Raw genomic sequence first — 20,832 nt, 5'->3', positions numbered from 1 at the left:
TGTTGTTATAGGGCGAACCGCTGTTCTGGCTATTCGTCCCCTACGGCGTGGCCGCGGGCTCCGGGTCGTTAGTCACCCGCAGGATGCCCCACAGCCCCGAGAGGTTGCCGAACCCTGCGTAATCGCGGAACAGGTAGTCACCCGGCACGGCATTGGTGCCCCCTGCACTGGGCAGCATGAAGCTGAAGTGCGCAGCCGGCAGGACGCTTTCCTGGGCGCCCACGTACGTCGACATCGGGTTGTAGGCGAACTTCACCGACCCCACGCCCGACGGTCCCATCGGGTAGCCGCCGCTGTCGGACTTCTCGGCCTGGAACGGATGGGTCGGCCAGAGGTGTCCGTCGAGCTGGAACGTGGTGCCACGGCTGCCGCCGCCCGGCAAGGTCACGTGAGCGCGGAACGGCTGGCCCGGTTTGGCGTAGAGCACGGGCGTTTGTGGATCGCCGCCCACCAGCGCGTTGCTATAGGCCATGTGGGCATTCGGGACATCAGCGAGTCCATGGCCATCGGCGTGGCCGAACGGCGCATCAGGCGCCTTGGCAAAGCGATACCACAAAGGCTCGCTGCGATAGTTGATCGCCATGCTGGAGTTGTCCTGCGGATCGGCGGGCGCGCCATTGCCTTCTGCAGCGATATTGGGCACCGGACGGCCATTGGCCCAGCGCATGTTCAGCGACTTTTGCATCACCAGCATGAAGTCCCGGTAGGCGGTCTGTCCGCTCACGGTGACCGTCGCGTTGGCTCTGGAGCGGGTGTCCTCGGTCCAGGTGGCGCCGAACGGCATGATCGCCATCGCCCCGCCCAGGCCTTTCTGTGGCTGTTTGATCGGGTCAGACGGCATCAGGTTAAAGCCGCCAAACTCGATGGGCGTGGCGTCGATGTTGTCCACCGCGCGGCCCAGTTGCGACACCGGTTTGCCTTCGCGCTCCAGATGCCCGGCGTAATACTGATAGGTGCGGGTCGGCCACGCCCCCGAGCTGCCAGCTCGCGGTGCGACGGTCTGGATCGGGTTGATGCCGACGTTGGCGCCGTCCGACTTGCTGATGTCATACGCCACCAACTGGGCGTGCAGGCCCACGTGGGACGACGGCCGCATCAGGTTGTTGTTGAAGGTGGTCGAGCCTTGCGCGCTGTTGCGATCACGCTTCACGGTCCCGGCCATCACCGCCACGTTGGGCAGGTCCGGCATGGCGGCGGGCAAGCGGTTTTCCAGCATCACGTTGATGCAATCCCCGGCAGCGGCACGCAGCACCAACGGCTCGACCGGCACGCCCACCTTGAGTTTGCCGGTGGTGGCGTCGAGATCGGCTTTGCGCACGTACAGAATCGCGGTCGGATCATGCAGCGGTCCGGACTGCCCGCCAATGGTGAAACTGATGCCGTCTTCCGGATCGGTCACCGTGGCCTGCGGGATGGTCACCGCGCGCTTGTTGAACACCAGCGTGCCACCCGCCGGATTCAGCGCAGCGCCCACATGCTGCCCCTGCCCGGCCGCATCACCGATGGTCAGGTTCAACGGGTTGCTCAGGATGTCGTTGGCCAGCGCCGCGACCACCTCGAAATTGCGCTGCACCGTGGGTCGGGTGCCGACGCCACTGGCGTTGGTGGTGTAACGCGGGCACACGCCGTCGAACGCCGTGGTGTTGCGGGCGATCACCGGTTTCGGGTTGTTCGGCAGCGGGAACAGGTCGTTGCGTTGCGCGCCGTAGTTGCGCATCACGCCCCACATACCGTTCCAGTAGCCCTCCAGCGCGGCGTCCATGGCGTACAAGTAGTCGCCGGTATCGCTGGCGTTGCTGGACATAGTGGCAACCGGCGCGTTGAAGCCCATCTGCTCGGAGATGCCGACCATCTGCGAGGATTTCCACCCCGAGTTGGAGCTGCTGCCAAAGCCGGTACCCGATTGCAGCCATTTCACCCCGTGCAAGGTCACGTTGTGCTCTTCCTCATGGCCACCGGCGTGTACTCGCAGCCGCACGTTGTCGCCCGTGTAGGTGCGCAGCATCGGTGTGAACGGGTCACCCGGCAGGTCGCCACCCCGGTTGATGTGCGGCGGGAACAGCGTCACGCCGCCCGTTGGCCCGGTGGCCTGGGTGATCGCGCTGGGCGCCAGGTTCAACGCCGGGATCGCCCGATCGGTGCGGGTTTGCAAGGCATACGACAGATCCCCCGCCAGCCCGTTGGCCTGCATCCCCGGCTTGCCGTCCGGCGCCGTGCGAAGTGGGTCGAAGATGCGCAGGCCCAGAGGCTCGTTGCGGTAGTTGACGACGAACATGCCGGGATCTTCCACCGAGATGGCCTGCGGGCAAGGCCGTTGCGGGCACTTCTCCATCACGCCCCCGGCCACTTCCAGCACCGACTCCAGCAGGTTGTCCGCGTCCTTGCGTCCCGGCGGATTGATCGCGTAGCGGAAACTGTTGGCGGTGGCCGGGTACGCTTGGCCATTGGGCACGCCGTTGGGGCCTGCGCCCACGTAAACCCCGGCCTCGTAGGCGTGCACGAAATCGCTGTATTCGAGGAAGAACTCGCGGTAGCTGTCGTTCTTGCCATCGCCATCCAGATCGCCGGTATTGATCACCGCTTGCCACGAGGTCGGGCCACCGTCCTGACGAGCACTGCTGTAGAGCTGCTGGCCGGTCTCGGAGTGGAACCAGGTGGAACCGGCCGGTTCAGCCAATACGGTCGCATACAGCCCCAGTTGTTGATGGGTCGAGGGACCAAGGTGGTCGTGGGTGAAGATGGTGCCCAGCCCACGGTCGATGCCACGGGTGTTGACCACCGGATCCGCGAACCAGCGTTGCATGGCCGTGCGCGCACCGAGCCAGTCGGCCCGCCCGAACTGGCCGAAATACGGGTGTGCTTTGGCTTTCGGGCACGTCGGGGTGCCGTCACGCGGGTCGGCTTCGGTGCACTGGTTGAAACTGCGGATCGCATGCACCCGCTCCACTACGGTCGCAGGCGAAAGCAGGCCATCTTCATAGTTCCAGCCGTTGGCCGAGCCGTCGGCGGCGGTCAGGTCCCACTTGGGCAGGTGAATGTGCTGGCCGATGACGTCGGTCGGGGTGCGAATCTGGTAGTCGTCCAGTTCGTAGTAATTGGGGATCAGGTTGGTCTGCTGGTACATCACGCAGTCGAAGGTGTTGATGCGCATCACCAAGGGCTCAGGCGGACGCTGTTTGTTGATCACCGGCCAGACGTCCTCCCACAGCGCCAGGATGCGCGCCTGCGGGAAGTGGTAACCGACCTTGTTGTAGACCGCGTCGAATTGCAGGTTGGCGGCCTTGTACAGCCGCGGCTTGTCGGCGGTGTACTGGGAAGACCCGGTAAACGACATGCCGCCGGTGGTCTCGCCACTGTTGAAGGTGCCCAGACCCGCCATCGTGGTCAGGCGCTTGCCCCGGTCGTCCATGCACGGCTCGTAGAACGGCGCACCGGCCACCGGCAATGCGCCGTTGGTGCGGAAGGCCTTGGCCACGACCTGACTGCCGGGCAACGTGGCGAAGCTGGGGTGATCGGGCTTGGCGTGGAAGCGCATCGCCGCCTGTTCCACGTCGGTGCCCTCTTCCGGCATGTACACGGCTTTGGCCTTGTGCACGACTTTCGACAGATCGGTGGCCGTGGTCACCGTTTCCGCCTCACCACCCGCCGCCACGCCGTCCAGTGCATGACGCGGCAAGCCGCCGTCCCAGCCGCCGGACTGCAACGGGTCGAGGTTGGCCCACAGGGCATTGCCGCTGTCACGCAGGGCCTGTGCCTTGGCGGCGTCGAGCATGTCCAGCGGCGGTGTGGGCGGGCGCTGGCCGACGGTGCTTTCCATGCCGCCGATCCAGAACGGATAACCGGGATTCTTCAACGAGCCGTCGGCGTTGCGGTTGGCGTCGCTGCGGTCGACCAGCACCACCGAACCGATGACTTTCTGGCCACCTTCATCTGGATGATCGTCATCCTCTACATCATCGTCGTTGGCGGCGACCAGTTCGCCCAATTTGGGCACCACCGCCACCTTGCCGGGCATGGGCGCCATGGCCTTGCCCGGCAGCGGAACGATGGCAGGGATTGGTGTGCCCGCAACGATTTCACCGTCCGGCAATGCGCGGGCACCCGCAGCCGGCTTGCCGTTGCGCAGGGCGAACGGCGTGGTGTGGAACCCGTCATTGCTGGCCTGTGAGACCTCCAGCCGGGTGCCCTCTTCGAAGACGTCGTGAATCCGCCACATGGTCCACATGCCTTGGGCGAAGTGCGGATAGAAGTGGCAGTGATAGATCGCATCGCCTGACACCCGGTTGCGGTTGCCCGAGCCGCCATTGGCGATTTCATAGGTGTAACCGACGCCCGGCCCGATGCCTTGAGCGTCCATGTAATCGGAGTTGTCGTCGTTGGGGTTGAACAGCCACTGGTGCCCATGCAGGTGGAAGATGTGCTGTTCCTTGCCGTTGTGGGTGTTGCGGATCTTTACCATGTCGCCGATGTAGCTGTGATTGACATTGGACGGCTCGCCCGGGTACAGGGCCATGCTGGCCTTGATGCCGGTGGCATCTTTTGGCGGCACCTGACCCGGTACGACCTGCTCCAACCCGACGTTGGCGGGCACGTCCACCAGCATGCCGATGTCGCCCACGGTGTGAGAACTGAGGAAAAACTCCTCATAAGCACAGGACAAGCAATCGTGCATCGGCCCCACGCCTAGACGATTGGCGATCACTTCAGCACCAATGGCGCCAGAACCGTAGTTGATCATGAAGGTGTCGCGAGTCGGTTGCAGCATGTGGCCGAACACGGGGTCGGCGAAGTAACCGGGAAATGCTTGAGTCACCGCCGTTTCATCGTTGAACACCGCCGCGAAATCGCGAAACGGCTCCAGGCGGTTCGGGATCGCCGGGTTGCGCTTGCCAATGCTTTCCAGCGGATAGGTCGAGGGCGGGAAACTGCCGTCGGTGTTCGGCCCCATCACTACCGCATCGGTTTCGCTGTTGATGATCTCGTTGCCGTTGACCATGTTGATGATCGGCATCCCTGCCTTGCCTTCGGTGATCCAGGGCTGGCGTTGCGGGTAGCGCGCTTCGTAATCGATGATCGGCTGGCCGGTGGGCGCACGGCCATTGCTGGCCAGGCGCATTTCTTCTTCGGTGAGCACATTGCGATAGGCCCGCGCGCCCTTGGGCAGCACCACCACCTGGGCGAACAAGCCGTTGGCCATATTGCCGGAGGTGCCTTCACTGCCGAAGGTCGCCGCCTGGCTGTTGGCGTTGAACGCCCCTTCGCGTTCGGCATACAGGGTGTACGAGCGCGTGGCGCCGGGGGCCAGGAGGAAATTGCCGTTCTTGCCGACATTGGAGGACATGTCGGCGATGCTGTTGACCGCCTGCATGCCGTTGACCGCAAAGCCTACATAGCGCTCGGCGACCTGGTCGTTGACCACGAATTCCTTGGGCATGTTGGCCTTTGGCCCGTCGCCGTCTTCGCCTTCGATTTCAGGCCCTTCTGCTTCGCTGTTGGGGTTGGCTTGCAGCGCGAGCAGATTTTGCACGGTCACGGTCAGGCAGTCCCCGGCGGCCACGCGCAGCACCATGGGACGCGGGCGCTTGTCCGGGCGCAGCGTCACCCTGCCCGGCACCGCCGCACCACCCTGAGTGAGCAACACGTTGTTTTCATCCACCACATCGCGGCGCAAGGCGTAGATCATGCCGTTGGCATTCTGCGCGCCGAGCCGGTTGAACATCAGGGGTTGATCCAGCGCCACGACGTTGGCCACCAGGTTGCGTTCGCAACGGGCAGCGGCTTCGACCGTGTCCTCGACGGCAAACAAGGCACCGAAGGACAGGCAAAGGTTGAGCAGACGAGAGGAATGGGGCTTCATCGTGACGGGTCCTCCGTAACGGGAATCTCACACAACTGCGTATAACGGCTCTGAGCAATGAGCGTGCCATACCAACAGTCGTTTAAAATCAGCCAATTAGAGAGGACAGCAAGGGGAATTGGGGAAAGTCACAGCCCCCGAAACTGGGGCAACCCCCCAACAGGGCATTGACGAACATGGAGGTGCTGCATCACCGCCTCGCCACCAAGGCGGCTCCCACACTCTGGGCGCCGATCATGTTTCCAAGGCTCGGCGCCTACAGGTTTTGAGCGCATTCAGCCAAGAAGTCCGCTCACACTTTGAACCGCGTCACCATCGCTTTCAGATCCACCGCCAGACGCGACAGCTCATGGCTGGCTGCGCTGGTCTGGTTGGCCCCCGCGGCCGATTGCGCGGCCAGATCACGAATGTTCACCAGATTGCGGTCCACTTCCCGCGACACTTGCGCCTGCTCTTCCGAAGCGCTGGCGATCACCAGATTGCGCTCGTTGATCTGGGCAATGGCCTCGGTAATGAGCTCCAGCGCATCCCCCGCCGAACTGGCCAGACTCAGGGTGTTGCGAGCACTTTCGGTGTTACGCGACATCGACTGCACCGCGTCCCCGGTGCGGGTCTGAATGCCCGCCACCATCTGCTCGATCTCAGTGGTCGATTGCGCCGTACGATGGGCCAGCGCCCGAACTTCATCCGCCACCACTGCAAAGCCACGCCCCGCTTCCCCCGCACGCGCCGCTTCGATGGCTGCGTTGAGCGCCAGCAGATTGGTCTGCTCGGCAATGGCGCGGATCACGTCAAGCACCTTGCCGATTTCCCGGCCCTGCTCCGCCAACCCTTCAACGACCGCCGTGGTGGACTGAATGCGTTGGCTCATGTCCTGAATCGACCGGACGGTTTCCACCACCTGATCCCGGCCCTGATTGGCCGTGCGGTTGGACTGCTGCGAAGCCTCTGACGTCGACACCGCATTGCGCGCGACCTCTTCTACCGCAGCGGTCATTTCGTTGACGGCGGTCGCTGCTTGTTCGATTTCGTTGTTCTGTTGCTGCAAGCCACGCGAAGACTCTTCGGTCACCGCGCTCAACTCTTCGGCCGCCGAGGCCAGTTGCGTGGCCGAACCGGAAATCAGCTCGATGGTCTTGCGTAAGTTTTGTTGCATGGTCACCAGCGACTTCAACAGTTGCGCGGCCTCGTCTTTGCCGTCCACTTCAATCGGACGCGTCAGATCGCCGCCTGCGATTTCCTCGGCGGCACGCACCGCTCTGGACAGCGGGTTAACGATACTTTTGGTCAGCATCCAGGCCAACAAAATGGTCATGAATGCAGCGATCACCGACACCGCGATCACACCCACGTTGGCGCCATCGTATTGCTGTTTCGATAAAACAGCGGCCGCCGACGCGTTGGCCTTGTTAATGGTGATGAGTTGGTTGATCTGCACGCCCATCAGGTCGGTGGCGTCTTTCATCTTTGTATTGATCAAGTTGCGCATCTCTTCGACTTTTTCCTGACGGGACAAGTCGAGCACCTGCGATTGCACATCCAGAAAGGTCGCCAGCGTCGCCTCGAACTGACGGTACGTGGCCAGTTCCTCACCTTCAGCGGGCAAGGCGGCATAGTTCTTCTTGGCCTCTTGCAACTTGCTGATCAGTTCGGCAATGCGGGTCTCCGTTTCGCGCAGCGCCGCAGGCTCGCGGTTGACCAGCGTGCGGAACGAGGTGATGCGCAAACGCAGCGTGTTCTCCAGCATGTTGCCCAGAAACCCCACGCTGGGGAGCTGGTTGGTTTCCATGTCGGTGGTGGCCTGACGGATCACCGCCATGCGGTTGAGAGAGAAGAAGCCCAGCCCGATCACCAGAACGGCAATAAAGGCGAACCCGAGGAATGCACGCGGCGCGATGTTCATGTTTCTAATCGACATGGAATGTCTCTCTTTAAAAATCCGGCAGAGTGCGTCCATGCGAAGTTCAAGCATCCAACACTTAAAGGCTGCTGACTGATCATTGAGGGCGACAACACCTCCCCTATGAAAGGCTTATTGCACTTGCTCTTTTATCGGCCAGCACTCTGTATTTATTCAGCGGGCTTTACTGTTTTTTTAAAACATTTGTTTTTACGGATCCAATAAAGGCTCAACGAACGCTTACCTGTTAACTGTGTGTTACACCCCGTAAAAAATCTGTGAATTTTTAGGGTTTTTCAACCACGCTTTATCATTACCCCCTTAGCAGTGGCAAAGCGCCTTATTTCGAAATAACGTTTAAGCAACAATCACAAATAGCCTTAAAGAATAAACAGATACGACAGACATCAAGGAAACGTAAAAATGTTTCGCTTGTAGGAATTTTTTCTCATCTCTGTAAGAAGTCGGTGCTACTTTTACCTGACTCGTGATCTGCGAGGCCTCGCTTCGAACAACGAAGGATGAAAACAAAGCCACGCCCTGCTCTGGCACGCGCGTTGCGACGTTCCTCGACGCGAGACAGCAGACACCGTTTTCCTGCCCTGCGGAGCTTTGGAATTGCTCGATTGAACGAGGTGGGTCCCATGAATAAAGTCACGTTCCCTAACGCCTGCCAGCTGATGCGCTGGCATTTTCATCCAGTGGGCTTCGAAGCCACCATGGATGCCCCCGGCAGCATGGTTGCACGCCTGTTCGACCGCGCCAGCGGTGAAACGGTGATTGCCATCGCCGGGATTCCCTGTGCGACGGTGATGAACGCAGTCGACGTGGAGACCATCATCGAGGCCATCGAACTGGAACTGGAGACGTTCGTGCCGCAGCAGTTGTATCTGCATCGGGCGTAGCTTGGCTTGCCGCCCCACGCCGATCCTCGAAAAACACCTTGTCCCCGGCAATCCGCGCCGACGCCTTGGGCACGTTGGCCTCATCATTACCACTCGCGTCGATGAACCAATAGCAATGCCGCACAGCGCGGGTGATAGCTACGTACGCCAGGCGCAGTACCTCATCTTTCTGGGCGTTGTCGAAGGCTTCCAGATCCCCTTCCTTACCCAGCCCGGCCAACTGATAAACCTGGTTTTTGTAGGGCGACTGGGTCAGGTGCTGGCAATCCCCCAGCAAAAACACCGCGTCGGCCTGCAAGCCCTTGGCGCTGTGGTAGGTCAATTGCTTGAGGCGCCGCGCTTGGGGAGGGAGTGCGTAATCGGCGTTGATCACCGCCTGCAAGGCGTCAGGCAACTTGTTGCGTTCACTGCCCTTGCGGTACAACAACAGCACCGAATCACCTGCGTTGTAATGCTCGACGAGGCTCGCCACCAGTTGTTCGTCATCGCGATCCAGCACCGTCACCGGCAGCAATTCCTGAACCGGACCGCTGGCCCTGGCCTTCTTGCCACTGATGGCCGGTGCGGCGCGGACGATGTGCTCGGCAGCGTCGATGATGTGCTGATGGCTACGGAAGTTGTCGCTGAGCATGACTTTGGTGGTCGACGGCGAAGGAAACTCCTTGGGGAATTCCATGAAGAACTTCGGCGAACTCCCACGCCAGCCATAGATCGACTGCCAGTCGTCGCCCACGCACAATAATGACGAACGCTGAGCGCCACGCCCGCTGTGCAACGACGATCCGCGGCTGCGCACTTCACGCAGACTCGCACGAATCCATGAGACGATTTGTGGCGACACGTCCTGAAATTCGTCGATCATCAGATGCGACAGCGGGCGCAAGCCCTCGTCGCTGACCAGTTTGAGATTTTCCGGCGAGTGTTCACCGAACAGCGCGAACATCCGGTTGTAGGTCATGACCGGCGGTGTCTGCGCCAGCAGATGGTCTTCAAACGCCTTCCAGAACAGACTCAAGGCTTCGAAGAAGAACCGGTCCGGGTCCTGATCGGAAAAGCTCATGCGCGACACCGCATCCGGCACATCAAGGCCCAGGTTTTCGATGAACCCGGCGGCCGCGACAAAGCAATCCAGCAACGGCGCAGCGCTCAGTTCACCCTTGACCTTGTAATCGAAGCCTGGCCCCGCCACGGCCGCACCCGACAACGACTGCATCATGCCGCGTGACGCCTCGTAGTTTTCCAGCCAGATCACCGGTTTGCGGCAGAACGCCTGAAACAGCGTGCGTTTGATCACCCACTCCGCCCAGACCGGCAGTTTGGCATCGGGGCGGCGCAGGTGCTGATCTTCGCTCGGGTCGAAGCCCAACACGATCCACGCATCGAGTTCAGCGGCATAACCGTGGACGTGAAACGCCAGGCCGCTGACTTCAACCGTCTGGCGCATCGGCTCCACGCCTTGAATCGGCCACATGCCCTTGCGAATCCACAGGTCTTCGATGACATCGCACAGTTCTTCATCGCGGGACGAAGACAGCCCCATCACGGTGATGCGCTTCTGCACGTCCGGGTGGTCGCGGTCCAGTTCCTTGAGCTGAAGGGAATGCCGATACAGCGGCGCCATCACTTCACGAAAGCGCGGGTTGGCCGCGTACAGGTCGCGGTAGCAGAGGTTCATCTGCTGACGTTGCGTGTCGTTGATACGCAGGTCGAACGGGTTGCTGTCAGCGCCCATGTCCTGCGATGGATTGCCGAACAGGTCTTCGCTCTGACTGCTCAGGGTTTCGAACGCCTGCAGTTGCTCGAAGCCTGGCAGGCTGCGCACCAGCGGCAGAATCCGGGAGTGGAAAGTACGCACCACGTCGCGGGCCTGACGCAGCGACAGATCATGGCCCCACAGGCCCATGATCTCGATGAGTTTGTTGATGAAGTCCTTGCGTGACTCGCGGGTGAAGGTCACCACGGTCATCGCGTCCAGTTCGAACCCCAGATAGTGATGCAGCAACAGCACCCGCAGCACCAACGAAGTGGACTTCCCGGCCCCGGCCCCGGCGATGACGTAGGTGGACGGAGTGTCGCTAAAGATCATCTTCCATTGCGCGGTGGTCGGCTGAGCGTGGGCTGCCAGCTTTTGCGCAACATCGGCCTTGACGCGCTTTTTCAGTTCGTTTGTCAGCGGCAAACGCCAGTCATCGAACAGGTGGTCGTCCACCCGCGGCCCGCGATGCTCCTGCGGCCGGGTGTCGCGAATCACCAGCACGCGGCGCCCCTCTTCGATACCGTCCAGACGCCCTTCCGCGTACCCCTCGTCCATGCCTTCGGCGTGGCCATTGAGGAAACCGTCGGCATGGCCCTGCCGCCACGAGGGCACGTGTTGCGCCTGAAGACGCGACAGACCGCCGCCGATCAGACGCGCCAGCAGGCGCTTGAAGAACGGCAAACGATCCGGCGTGTTCAGGTCAGGGGGCAGCTCGTGAGGTGGCTCGGCGGAAAAATCGTGCGACACGCAGGCTCCGAGTATCAGCGGTGAACGAGAAAGCGCCTATGGTCGCCCCATTCGGCGCCAAGCTCCAGCGAAATGCTTTGCGGTCATGGGGTTAGCCGATCAATTGCAGCCATAACGGTAAATTACCCACCCCAAATACATTTAACATTTCGATCAAAATCACGCAAAACTTACGCTTTTTATCGATATCAAATTGATAGATCATGGCCCCATCAACTAACAGCGGCGCCCACCTCAACGGCCCGGCACTGCTAACGGAGGAACTGATCATGCTGCAACTTCGCCCTTTCAAATCCCTTGGCGGCGCTGACCACGGCTGGCTGAACGCACATCACCACTTCTCGTTCGCCAACTATTACGACCCCGGCCGCATGAGCTGGGGCCAACTGCGGGTCTGGAACGATGACGTGATCGAAGCCGGTACTGGCTTCCCTCGCCACCCGCACCGCGACATGGAAATCATCACCTACGTTCGTGAAGGCGCGATCACCCACGAAGACAGCCTGGGTAACCGTGGCCGCACCGAAGCCGGTGATGTGCAAGTGATGAGCGCCGGGACCGGCGTGGCGCACAGCGAATACAACCTGGAAGCGAAAGACACCAAAATCTTCCAGATCTGGATCATGCCGGACGAAGTCGGTGCTCCGCCTTCATGGGGCGCCAAACCGTTCCCGAAAGGCAACCGCGAAGGCTTCGTGACCCTGGCCAGCGGCAAGGCAGACGACGACATCGAACTGCGTATCCGCGCCAACGCTCGACTGGTCGCCGCCAACCTGAAGGCCGGTGAAACCGCTGAATACGCACTGGATGAAGGTCGCCGGGCATACCTGGTACCGGCGACCGGCAGCATCGAGGTCAACGGCCTGCGTGCCGAAGCCCGCGACGGCGTGGCAGTCGCTGAAGAGCGCGTGTTGCGGGTGACCGCCATCGAAGACAGCGAAATCGTGCTGGTGGATGTCGCTTGATCCATACGGACGCGTAAAAACGAAAGCCCCGATTTCACTCGAAACCGGGGCTTTTTTGTCCTGCTCAATCCATCGGGCGACGCAACAGGTAGGTGTCCATGATCCAGCCCTTCTCGGCCCTCGCCGCTTCGCGGGTTTGCCTGATGCGCTCACTGACCTCGTTCAGCGGTCCGGCAATCAGGATTTCATCTGGCGTGCCCACGTACGCCCCCCAATAGATGTAAAGCCTCTGATCGACGAAGCGCTCGAAGGTGCAGTGCGCGTCGAGCATCACCCAGACATTGTCCAGCGCATCGGCCGAACCCTGTGCCAGACGCCGCCCGGTGGTGATGCGGATCGGCTCGCCAATGCGATTGAGCGGTATCCGGTGCTGCGCCGCCAGTGCCTGCACGCTGGTGATGCCGGGAATCACTTCGTAGTCGAAACACTGCCGACCACGCGCCAGCACCCGCTCCAGAATACGCAGCGTGCTGTCATACAATCCTGGATCACCCCACACCAGAAGACCGCCCACGTCGTCATCGCCCAGCTCATCGGCGATCAACTGCTCGAACAACGCTGCTCGCTGCTCATGCCAGTACTCGATGCCCTGCTGGTAAGAAGCAGGGTCATCTTCCCGTCGAGGATCACGCACCTGCACCAAACGGTAATCATCGCCCTCGATATAACGCTCGCACACCTCACGACGCAGCCGCAGCAGGTCGTCATTGGCGTAGCCCTTGTCGAGGATGAAAAACACCTTCGCCCGGTTTAACGCCTTGACCGCCTGAATCGTCAAGTGCTCGGGGTTTCCGGGGCCAATGCCGATGAGGAGGAGTTTTTTCATGGGAAAGGCTTCCGGCCTATTCGTGTAGTTCGCGCAATGCGGCAGTCGCCAGGAATCCGGAGCGGGAGCTGTAGCGCCGGTCGGTTCTGACCCGGGCATCAATGCGCTCCAGAAGAAATTCGGGCAGCGTGGCGTTGAATCGAACGGCTTTGCCGAAATAAGGCGTTACATCAAACTCCACCACCGCCCACACGCCGCCTTGGTAGTCGGGGTTGCTGATATGGGTATCGATGTCATGGACAGCAGGCAACGGCTCGCCATCGGCCACCAGCCCCTCGAAATGCAAGGCAAGTGCTTCCTTGACGTTGTCCAGAGCCTCGCCGACCGACGCGCCCGCCGAAAAACAGCCGGGGATATCCGGGACCGTGACACCATAGTCGGAGTCAACGTCCTTGTGCAGCACCACAGGTAATTTCATGCTCGCTTCCTTCCAGGCTCAACAGCCGCTGTTGAACTCATTTGAGCCCCGCCTGCTTCAGAATGTTGTGAATCGTCCCTTTGGGTAAATCATCCTTGGGATGCGGAACGGTGACACGGCCCTTCTTGATCGGGTGCTTGTATTGACGATGGCTGCCACGCACCTCAATCAGAACCCAGCCATCGTCTTCTATCCTTCGAATCATCTCCCTGCTACGCATCAGCCTACCCCTGAATTGACCGATGTGTATAGTACACACCAGAATTCAATGAACCCGGCTACAACGAATGGTTTTATCAGACTGGATGTAACACACGTCGAAATTAGTGCACATTACCCGTAGGCCATTCTCGAAATCCCGGCAACAGCATGACCAAAACAACAAAAATCACCGACCCTTCCTACGAACTGATGGACGACCACAATGGCCTGTCGATCATCTATCGCGAGCATGGTTTCCCTTGCCCGTTGGTGCGCTGGCACTTTCACAAGGAATACGAGCTGCACTTGATCATTGCCAGTTCGGGCAAGGTGTTCGTCGGTGATTACATCGGCAATTTCCATCCCGGCACGCTGTTTCTGACCGGCCCCAACCTGCCGCATAACTGGATCAGCCAGATCGGTGAAGACGAGGTCGTACCCAAGCGTGACATGCTGGTGAATTTCACTGAGGAGTTGCTGGAAAGCGGCAATCAGGTGTTCGCCGAACTCAAGACCCTCACGCCGCTGCTGGAACGGGCGCAATACGGCATCGAATTTCGCTGCAAGCGCACTGTTCGTCAGGCCATGAAGCTGATGCAGAAGATCGCTGACTCCACCGGCATGACTCGCCTGGGGCACTTTTTCATTCTCCTGGAGCTGTTGGCGGCCAGTGATGATTTCCAATTGTTGTCGGGCACCACCGCCTCACAACTGTCGGATGACCACGCCGTGGAGCGCACCAACAAGGCGGTGGATTACATTTTCACGCATTACGCTCGGGAGCTGACCCTCGAAGAGGTGGCGGATCATCTGGGGATGAAACCGACTTATTTCTCCCGCGTATTCAAACAAGCGACCGGTCGAACCTTCGTCGAGTTCGTCAATCGGTTGCGCATCAGCAAGTCCTGCGAGTTGCTCGCCGATGGTGAAAAACCGGTGACGGACGTGTGCTTCGAGTCCGGCTTCAACAACATTTCCAACTTCAACCGGCGTTTTCAGCAACTCAAAGGCATGACGCCGTCCCATTATCGTCGGCTTGCGGTGCAGCGGCTGACCGAGCAAAACCTGTACTGATTCGCTCCCCTCTCGCCCCCATCGACTACGCTGGAACTGCGCCACACCATGCTGGAACGCAGTTCTGGTGCGTTGCCGTCTGAACTCTCAGTGCAAGAAAGTATCAGTTCAAGTGTGTCGCAGGATTTGTCATCGTCTGTGCGGGCCGTTGTAATCAACGGACTTCTTCCAGGTCTTTTGGAAGGAACAAAAACAATAAACCAAGCTTCTGGCGCCGCGAGGCTCAGAAGAGGAGAGATACATGAAGACCTCTGCAAACGTTCTGCTTGCTTGCGCCTCTCTGTCACTCGGCCTGACCCTCTGCAACAGCGCCTCAGCGGGCGAGGTGACCATCGCCACCGTCAACAACAGCGACATGATCCGCATGCAGCGGCTGTCCAAGACCTTCGAAGAACAGCATCCCGACATCAAACTCAAGTGGGTGGTCCTTGAAGAGAACGTCCTGCGTCAACGCCTGACCACGGACATCGCCACCAAAGGCGGCCAGTTCGACGTACTGACCATCGGCATGTACGAGGCCTCGCTGTGGGGTGCCAAAGGCTGGCTGAAAGAAATGGACAACCTGCCAGCGTCCTACGCGCTGGACGACGTGTTCCCTTCGGTACGTGACGGCCTGTCCGTCGACGGCAAGTTGTTTGCCCTGCCGTTCTACGCCGAAAGCTCGATCACCTATTACCGCAAAGACCTGTTCAAAGACGCTGGCCTGACCATGCCGGAGCGTCCGACCTGGACCCAGATTTCCGAATTCGCCGACAAACTCACCGACAAGTCCAAAGAGCAATACGGCATTTGCCTGCGCGGCAAGGCCGGTTGGGGTGAGAACATGGCGCTGATCACCACCGTCGCCAACGCCTTCGGTGCACGCTGGTTCGACGAACAGTGGAAACCGCAGTTCGATCAGCCAGAGTGGAAAAACGCGCTGACCTTCTACACCAACGTCATGAAAAAAGACGGCCCACCCGGCGCCTCCAGCAACGGCTTCAACGAAAACCTCGCGCTGTTCAACAGCGGCAAGTGCGCCATCTGGGTCGACGCCAGCGTGGCCGGCTCCTTCGTGACCGACAAATCTCAGAGCAAGGTCGCCGATAACGTCGGCTTCACCTACGCGCCTCACGAAGTCACCGACAAAGGCTCGGCCTGGCTGTACTCGTGGGCCCTGGCGATCCCGACCAGCGCCAAGAATGACAAGGACGCCCGCGCCTTCACTGAGTGGGCGACCTCCAAAGAGTACGCCGCGCTCGTCGCCGAGAAAGACGGCGTGTCCAACGTGCCGCCAGGCACCCGCGCTTCGACCTACACCGATGCGTACAAGAAAGCCGCGCCGTTTGCCGACATCACCCTGGAATCGCTCAAGGCGGTCACGCCGAAAGCGCCGACCCTCAAGCCTGTGCCTTACGTCGGCATCCAGTTGGTGACCATCCCTGAGTTCCAGTCGATCGGCACCTCGGTCGGCCAGCAGTTCTCGGCGGCATTGGTGGGCACCTCCTCGGTCGATCAGGCCCTGACCAACGCGCAAAGCGTGTCCGAGCGTGAAATGAAGCGCGCGGGTTACCCGAAAAAGGGCTGATCCCGCTCGTCTCCGGGCAGCGACCGGCCTGATCGGGTCGCTGCCTTGCTCACGCTTTTGCCCCGGTTCGGAGTCATCATGAACACCTCAACCATTCCCCCTCGCGCGGCTCAGGTCGCCGAAAAAGACCCGAAAAAAGCCAGCGTCACCAAACCCGGCTGGTTTCTGGTCAGCCCCTCGGTGGCCCTGCTGCTGGTCTGGATGATCGTCCCGCTGGGCATGACCATCTATTTCTCGCTGATTCGCTATAACCTGCTCAATCCGGGTGAAAACGAATTCGTTGGCCTGGATAACTTTGAATTCTTTGTCACGGATTCAGGCTTCTTTCCCGGTGCGATGAACACCCTGTTGCTGGTCGGTAGCGTGTTGGCCATCAGCGTGATCCTGGGTGTACTGATTTCCGCACTGCTGGAAGCCACCGAGTTTTTCGGGCGCGGCATTGTGCGCGTGCTGTTGATTTCGCCGTTCTTCATCATGCCCACGGTCAGTGCGCTGATCTGGAAGAACCTGATTTTCCATCCGGTCTCGGGCATTCTCGCCTGGGTCTGGAAGTTGTTCGGCGCCCAGCCCGTGGACTGGCTGGCCAACTACCCGATGCTCTCGATCATCATCATTGTGTCGTGGCAGTGGCTGCCGTTCGCCATCCTGATCCTGATGACCGCCATGCAGTCGCTGGATCAGGAGCAGAAAGAAGCCGCACGTCTGGATGGCGCCGGTCCCATCGCCATCTTCTGGCACTTGACCCTGCCCCATCTGGCGCGGCCTATCGCGGTGGTGGTGATGATCGAGACCATCTTCCTGCTCTCGGTGTTCGCGGAAATCTTCACCACCACCAACGGCGGTCCGGGTTTCGCCTCCACCAACCTGGCCTACCTGATCTACAACCAGGCGCTGTTGCAGTTCGACGTGGGCATGGCCTCGGCGGGCGGCCTGATCGCGGTGGTCATTGCCAATATCGCCGCCATCATCCTGGTGCGGATGATCGGCAAAAACCTCACCGAAAAATCCTGAGGGCACGGACATGATGACGCTCAAACAATCCCGTCGCCTGCAAAGCCTGCTGCTCGGCAGCCTGTCATGGCTGGTCGCGGCGCTGATCTTCTTCCCGATCTTCTGGATGGTGCTGACCAGCTTCAAGACTGAACTGGACGCCTTCGCCACGCCGCCGCAGCTGTTCTTCACGCCGACGCTGGAAAACTATCTGCACATCCAGGAGCGCAGTGACTACTTCCACTTCGCCTGGAACTCGGTGTTGATTTCGTTCAGCGCGACGATTCTGTGCCTGTTGATCGCGGTTCCGGCGGCCTATTCCATGGCCTTCTTCGAAACCAAGCGCACCAAACAGACCCTGCTGTGGATGCTCTCGACCAAGATGCTGCCGCCAGTGGGCGTGCTGATGCCGATCTACCTGCTGGCCAAGACGTTCGGCTTGCTCGACTCGCGCATCGCACTGATCGTGATCTACACCCTGATCAACCTGCCGATCGTAGTCTGGATGATTTACACCTACTTCAAGGACATCCCCGGGGAAATCCTCGAAGCCTCGCGGCTGGACGGCGCAAGCACCGGGCAGGAAATCTTCAAGGTGCTGATCCCGATCTGCAAAGGCGGCCTGGCCTCAACGGCGCTGCTGTCGCTGATCCTGTGCTGGAACGAGGCGTTCTGGTCGCTGAACCTCACGTCCTCCAGCGCTGCGCCCCTGACGGCGTTGATCGCCTCGTATTCCAGCCCTGAAGGGCTGTTCTGGGCCAAATTGTCGGCAGTGTCGACGCTGGCCTGTGCGCCGATCCTGATCTTTGGCTGGATCAGTCAGAAACAGCTGGTCCGTGGGTTGTCGTTTGGTGCGGTGAAATGAATCACGCCACGATCTCACTTCGTGGGAGCCGGTTCCCACAGAACCGTAGCTTCGCACCCTGATCCTTCACAGCGATTCATGAAGAACAAAACTGGAGCCCCACATGGCTAACCTGACAATCAGAAATCTGCAAAAAGGCTTCGACGGCCACCAGATCATCAAAGGCATCGACCTGGACGTCAAAGACCGGGAGTTCGTGGTCTTCGTGGGTCCGTCCGGCTGCGGCAAGTCCACCCTGCTGCGCCTGATCGCGGGCCTTGAAGACGTCACCAGCGGCAGCATCGCTCTCGATGGCCGGGAAATCACCGAAGTCACTCCGGCAAAGCGCGACCTCGCGATGGTCTTTCAGACCTACGCCCTCTACCCGCACATGACGGTGAGCAAGAACCTCTCCTTCGCCCTGGACCTGGCCGGTACACCGAAAGCCGAAGTCGAGAAGAAAGTCGCCGAAGCTGCACGCATTCTGGAACTCGGCCCCTTGCTGGAGCGCAAACCCAAGCAACTCTCGGGCGGCCAGCGTCAGCGTGTGGCCATCGGCCGCGCCATCGTGCGCAACCCGAAAATCTTCCTGTTCGACGAGCCACTGTCCAACCTCGACGCCGCGCTGCGGGTGCAGACGCGCCTTGAGCTGTCGCGCCTGCACAAAGAGCTGGAAGCGACGATGATCTACGTCACCCACGATCAGGTCGAGGCCATGACCCTGGCCGACAAGGTGGTGGTGCTCAACGGCGGTCGCGTGGAACAGGTCGGCTCGCCGCTGGAGCTGTACCACCACCCGGCCAACCTGTTCGTCGCGGGCTTTCTCGGCACACCGAAAATGGGCTTCCTCAAGGGGAAAGTCAGCCGCGTCGAGGCCACTGGCTGCGAAGTCACGCTGGACGCCGGGACCCAGATCAACCTGCCCTTCACCAATGCCCAGCAAAGCGTTGGCGACGCCGTGACGTTGGGTATTCGCCCTGAACATCTGGAGATCGCCAAGCCCGGCGACTGCCAGTTGCAAGTGGTGGCCGATGTCAGCGAGCGACTGGGCAGCGACACCTATTGCCACGTGCGCACGCAATCCGGCGAGGCCCTGACCATGCGGATTCGCGGCGATCTGGCCAGCCAGTACGGCGAAACCCTGAACCTGCACCTGGACAGCGCCCATTGCCACCTGTTCGACGCCCAAGGCCAGGTCATTCGCAAAGCCATGCAAGCCGCGGCCTGAGTCCGCCGCGCTCACAGAATCGGGAATGCAGTCATGAAACTGAACAAACAGAACCTGTCGAATTTGGGTGACGGCATTGAATTGCCCGCCTACGCCCTCGAAAACCGCCGCCAGGGCATCGCCCACATCGGCGTCGGCGGTTTCCATCGTGCTCATCAGGCGTTTTACACCGATGCCTTGATGAACCTCGGCGCCAAGGAACAGACCGGCGAAGGCCTGGACTGGGCCTTCTGTGGGGTCAGCCTGCGTGAAGAAGACCGCGCCAATTTTGAGGCCTTGAAGGGGCAGGACTTCCTCTACACGCTGTTCGAACTGGGCGACACGCCGGACACCGAAACCCGTGTGATCGGCGCCATGAGCCAGATGCTGATGTCCACCGACAACGACCTGGCCCTGATCGACAAGCTGGCCAGCCCGGACATCCGCATCGTTTCGCTGACCATCACCGAAGGCGGCTACTGCATCGACGACAGCACCGGCGAGTTCATGAGCCACCTGCCACAGATCCAGCACGACCTCTCCCACCCGGCCACGCCGAAAACCGTGTTCGGCTACCTGTGTGCCGCGCTGGCCAAGCGCCGTGCACAAGGCATTCCGGCGTTCACGCTGATGTCCTGCGATAACCTGCCGCACAACGGCGCGGTCACCCGCAAGGCACTGCTGGCCTTCGCCAAACTGCGCGATGCCGAGCTGCATGACTGGATCGCCGCTAACGTCAGCTTCCCCAACGCCATGGTCGACCGCATCACGCCCATGACCAGCGCTGCCCATCGTCTGCAACTGCACGACGAGAAAGGCATCGACGACGCCTGGCCGGTGGTCTGCGAGCCGTTCGTGCAGTGGGTGCTGGAAGACAAATTCGTCAACGGCCGTCCCGCCTGGGAAAAGGTTGGTGTGCAATTCACCGACGACGTCACGCCCTACGAAGAGATGAAGATCAAGCTGCTCAACGGCAGCCACCTGGCATTGACCTACCTGGGCGCGCTGAAGGGCTATCGTTTCGTTCACGAAACCATGAACGACCCGTTGTTCGTGAAGTACATGCGCACTTACATGGATCTGGATGTCACGCCACAGCTGTCACCAGTACCGGGCATCGATCTGACGGATTACAAACAGACCCTGATCGACCGTTTCTCCAATCAGGCCATCGCCGACCAACTGGAGCGCGTGTGCTCGGACGGTTCGTCGAAATTCCCGAAATTCACCGTGCCGACCATCAACCGGCTGATCGTCGACAAGGGCAACATGGACCGCGCCTCGCTGGTGGTTGCGGCCTGGGCGCTGTACCTGCAAGGCAACAAGAATGGCGACTTCAAAGGCGAGAACGGCGTCGAGTACAGGGTGGTCGATCCCCGCGCCGACTTCTGCAAGGCGCTGGTCGCTGACGACGTGCTGGTGACCCAACGTTTGCTGGAGGTCGAAGAAATCTTCGGCGCGGCGATCCCGAAATCCGCTGAATTCGTCGCCTCATTCGAGCACAACCTGAACAGCCTGAAGCAGTTGGGCGTCAGCAAGACCCTGGAAAACCTGTTGGCGAAAGCCGTCTGAGGT

Annotated in this window: 14 protein-coding genes and 2 pseudogenes; 8 read left to right on the top strand and 8 right to left on the bottom strand. The window is 60.5% G+C overall.

Annotated features, from left to right (window positions below):
- Nucleotides 1–40 precede the first annotated feature (40 nt).
- The 3 genes and pseudogenes from mnxG to ACI2KB_RS24590 all read right to left on the bottom strand — a co-directional run.
- Complete coding sequence (gene mnxG / locus ACI2KB_RS24600) at nt 41–5,857, bottom strand: manganese-oxidizing multicopper oxidase MnxG (RefSeq protein WP_404638892.1); 5,817 nt, start codon at nt 5,855–5,857, stop codon at nt 41–43.
- Between the two features lie 292 nt (nt 5,858–6,149).
- Nucleotides 6,150–7,013 carry a methyl-accepting chemotaxis protein gene (locus tag ACI2KB_RS24595; protein WP_404638916.1) on the bottom strand — a complete coding sequence of 288 codons (864 nt, stop codon included), beginning with the start codon at nt 7,011–7,013 and terminating at the stop codon, nt 6,150–6,152.
- Nucleotides 7,008–7,760, bottom strand: a pseudogene (locus ACI2KB_RS24590) (MCP four helix bundle domain-containing protein); the annotation flags it as partial. The gene ACI2KB_RS24595 and the pseudogene ACI2KB_RS24590, both read right to left, overlap by 6 nt.
- A gap of 623 nt (nt 7,761–8,383) precedes the next feature.
- On the opposite strand from ACI2KB_RS24590, the gene ACI2KB_RS24585 reads away from it, so the two are divergent.
- Complete coding sequence (locus ACI2KB_RS24585) at nt 8,384–8,662, top strand: DUF1652 domain-containing protein (protein WP_404638890.1); 279 nt, start codon at nt 8,384–8,386, stop codon at nt 8,660–8,662.
- Between the two features lie 7 nt (nt 8,663–8,669).
- Here ACI2KB_RS24585 and ACI2KB_RS24580 read toward each other — a convergent pair.
- A pseudogene (locus tag ACI2KB_RS24580) lies at nt 8,670–11,165 on the bottom strand (UvrD-helicase domain-containing protein); the annotation flags it as partial.
- Between the two features lie 91 nt (nt 11,166–11,256).
- A complete protein-coding gene (locus ACI2KB_RS24575; RefSeq protein WP_404638888.1) occupies nt 11,257–11,436 on the bottom strand; it encodes a hypothetical protein in 180 nt (59 codons plus the stop codon).
- On the opposite strand from ACI2KB_RS24575, the gene ACI2KB_RS24570 reads away from it, so the two are divergent.
- Entirely contained in the window at nt 11,435–12,130 is a 696-nt protein-coding gene (locus ACI2KB_RS24570; protein WP_404638886.1) for a pirin family protein, read from the top strand. The genes ACI2KB_RS24575 and ACI2KB_RS24570 overlap by 2 nt on opposite strands.
- Nucleotides 12,131–12,194: 64 nt before the next feature.
- Here the strand turns inward: ACI2KB_RS24570 and cobF are convergent, their stop codons facing one another.
- Genes cobF through ACI2KB_RS24555 form a run of 3 tightly spaced genes read right to left on the bottom strand, consistent with a single transcriptional unit; the run spans nt 12,195 to nt 13,594 of the window.
- Complete coding sequence (cobF, locus tag ACI2KB_RS24565; protein ID WP_404638884.1) at nt 12,195–12,956, bottom strand: precorrin-6A synthase (deacetylating); 762 nt, start codon at nt 12,954–12,956, stop codon at nt 12,195–12,197.
- Nucleotides 12,957–12,972: 16 nt separating this feature from the next.
- A complete protein-coding gene (locus tag ACI2KB_RS24560) occupies nt 12,973–13,374 on the bottom strand; it encodes a type II toxin-antitoxin system HicB family antitoxin (RefSeq protein ID WP_404638882.1) in 402 nt (133 codons plus the stop codon).
- A gap of 37 nt (nt 13,375–13,411) precedes the next feature.
- Nucleotides 13,412–13,594 carry a type II toxin-antitoxin system HicA family toxin gene (locus ACI2KB_RS24555; protein ID WP_404638880.1) on the bottom strand — a complete coding sequence of 61 codons (183 nt, stop codon included), beginning with the start codon at nt 13,592–13,594 and terminating at the stop codon, nt 13,412–13,414.
- Between the two features lie 149 nt (nt 13,595–13,743).
- Between ACI2KB_RS24555 and ACI2KB_RS24550 the strand changes: the two genes are divergently transcribed.
- The 6 genes from ACI2KB_RS24550 (at nt 13,744) to ACI2KB_RS24525 (ending at nt 20,829) form a co-directional block, all read left to right on the top strand.
- Nucleotides 13,744–14,649, top strand: a complete 906-nt coding sequence (locus ACI2KB_RS24550) for an AraC family transcriptional regulator (protein WP_404638878.1) — start codon at nt 13,744–13,746, stop codon at nt 14,647–14,649.
- A 241-nt stretch (nt 14,650–14,890) separates the two neighbouring features.
- On the top strand, nt 14,891–16,216 hold the full coding sequence (locus ACI2KB_RS24545) for an ABC transporter substrate-binding protein (protein WP_404638876.1): 1,326 nt from the start codon (nt 14,891–14,893) through the stop codon (nt 16,214–16,216).
- Between the two features lie 78 nt (nt 16,217–16,294).
- A complete protein-coding gene (locus ACI2KB_RS24540; RefSeq protein ID WP_404638874.1) occupies nt 16,295–17,227 on the top strand; it encodes a carbohydrate ABC transporter permease in 933 nt (310 codons plus the stop codon).
- Between the two features lie 10 nt (nt 17,228–17,237).
- Nucleotides 17,238–18,071, top strand: a complete 834-nt coding sequence (locus ACI2KB_RS24535; protein WP_404638872.1) for a carbohydrate ABC transporter permease — start codon at nt 17,238–17,240, stop codon at nt 18,069–18,071.
- Between the two features lie 103 nt (nt 18,072–18,174).
- Nucleotides 18,175–19,278, top strand: coding sequence for an ABC transporter ATP-binding protein (locus ACI2KB_RS24530; protein ID WP_404638870.1), 1,104 nt, complete (start codon nt 18,175–18,177; stop codon nt 19,276–19,278).
- A gap of 33 nt (nt 19,279–19,311) precedes the next feature.
- A complete protein-coding gene (locus ACI2KB_RS24525; RefSeq protein WP_404638868.1) occupies nt 19,312–20,829 on the top strand; it encodes a mannitol dehydrogenase family protein in 1,518 nt (505 codons plus the stop codon).
- Nucleotides 20,830–20,832: the final 3 nt, after the last annotated feature.

It is taken from the genome of Pseudomonas sp. NPDC088444, assembly GCF_044900175.1.
Taxonomy (GTDB): domain Bacteria; phylum Pseudomonadota; class Gammaproteobacteria; order Pseudomonadales; family Pseudomonadaceae; genus Aquipseudomonas.
Note: the sequence above shows the minus strand (reverse complement) of the source record. Positions and strands in the feature narration are given on the sequence as shown.

Coding starts and splice junctions, on each gene's coding strand:
- cobF (WP_404638884.1), bottom strand. CDS start 12,956: ATGAAAAAACTCCTCCTCATCGGCATTGGCCCCGGAAACCCCGAGCAC.
- ACI2KB_RS24575 (WP_404638888.1), bottom strand. CDS start 11,436: ATGATCAGTTCCTCCGTTAGCAGTGCCGGGCCGTTGAGGTGGGCGCCG.
- ACI2KB_RS24530 (WP_404638870.1), top strand. CDS start 18,175: ATGGCTAACCTGACAATCAGAAATCTGCAAAAAGGCTTCGACGGCCAC.
- ACI2KB_RS24525 (WP_404638868.1), top strand. CDS start 19,312: ATGAAACTGAACAAACAGAACCTGTCGAATTTGGGTGACGGCATTGAA.
- ACI2KB_RS24555 (WP_404638880.1), bottom strand. CDS start 13,594: ATGCGTAGCAGGGAGATGATTCGAAGGATAGAAGACGATGGCTGGGTT.
- ACI2KB_RS24540 (WP_404638874.1), top strand. CDS start 16,295: ATGAACACCTCAACCATTCCCCCTCGCGCGGCTCAGGTCGCCGAAAAA.
- ACI2KB_RS24535 (WP_404638872.1), top strand. CDS start 17,238: ATGATGACGCTCAAACAATCCCGTCGCCTGCAAAGCCTGCTGCTCGGC.
- ACI2KB_RS24560 (WP_404638882.1), bottom strand. CDS start 13,374: ATGAAATTACCTGTGGTGCTGCACAAGGACGTTGACTCCGACTATGGT.
- ACI2KB_RS24595 (WP_404638916.1), bottom strand. CDS start 7,013: ATGCAACAAAACTTACGCAAGACCATCGAGCTGATTTCCGGTTCGGCC.
- mnxG (WP_404638892.1), bottom strand. CDS start 5,857: ATGAAGCCCCATTCCTCTCGTCTGCTCAACCTTTGCCTGTCCTTCGGT.
- ACI2KB_RS24550 (WP_404638878.1), top strand. CDS start 13,744: ATGACCAAAACAACAAAAATCACCGACCCTTCCTACGAACTGATGGAC.
- ACI2KB_RS24570 (WP_404638886.1), top strand. CDS start 11,435: ATGCTGCAACTTCGCCCTTTCAAATCCCTTGGCGGCGCTGACCACGGC.
- ACI2KB_RS24545 (WP_404638876.1), top strand. CDS start 14,891: ATGAAGACCTCTGCAAACGTTCTGCTTGCTTGCGCCTCTCTGTCACTC.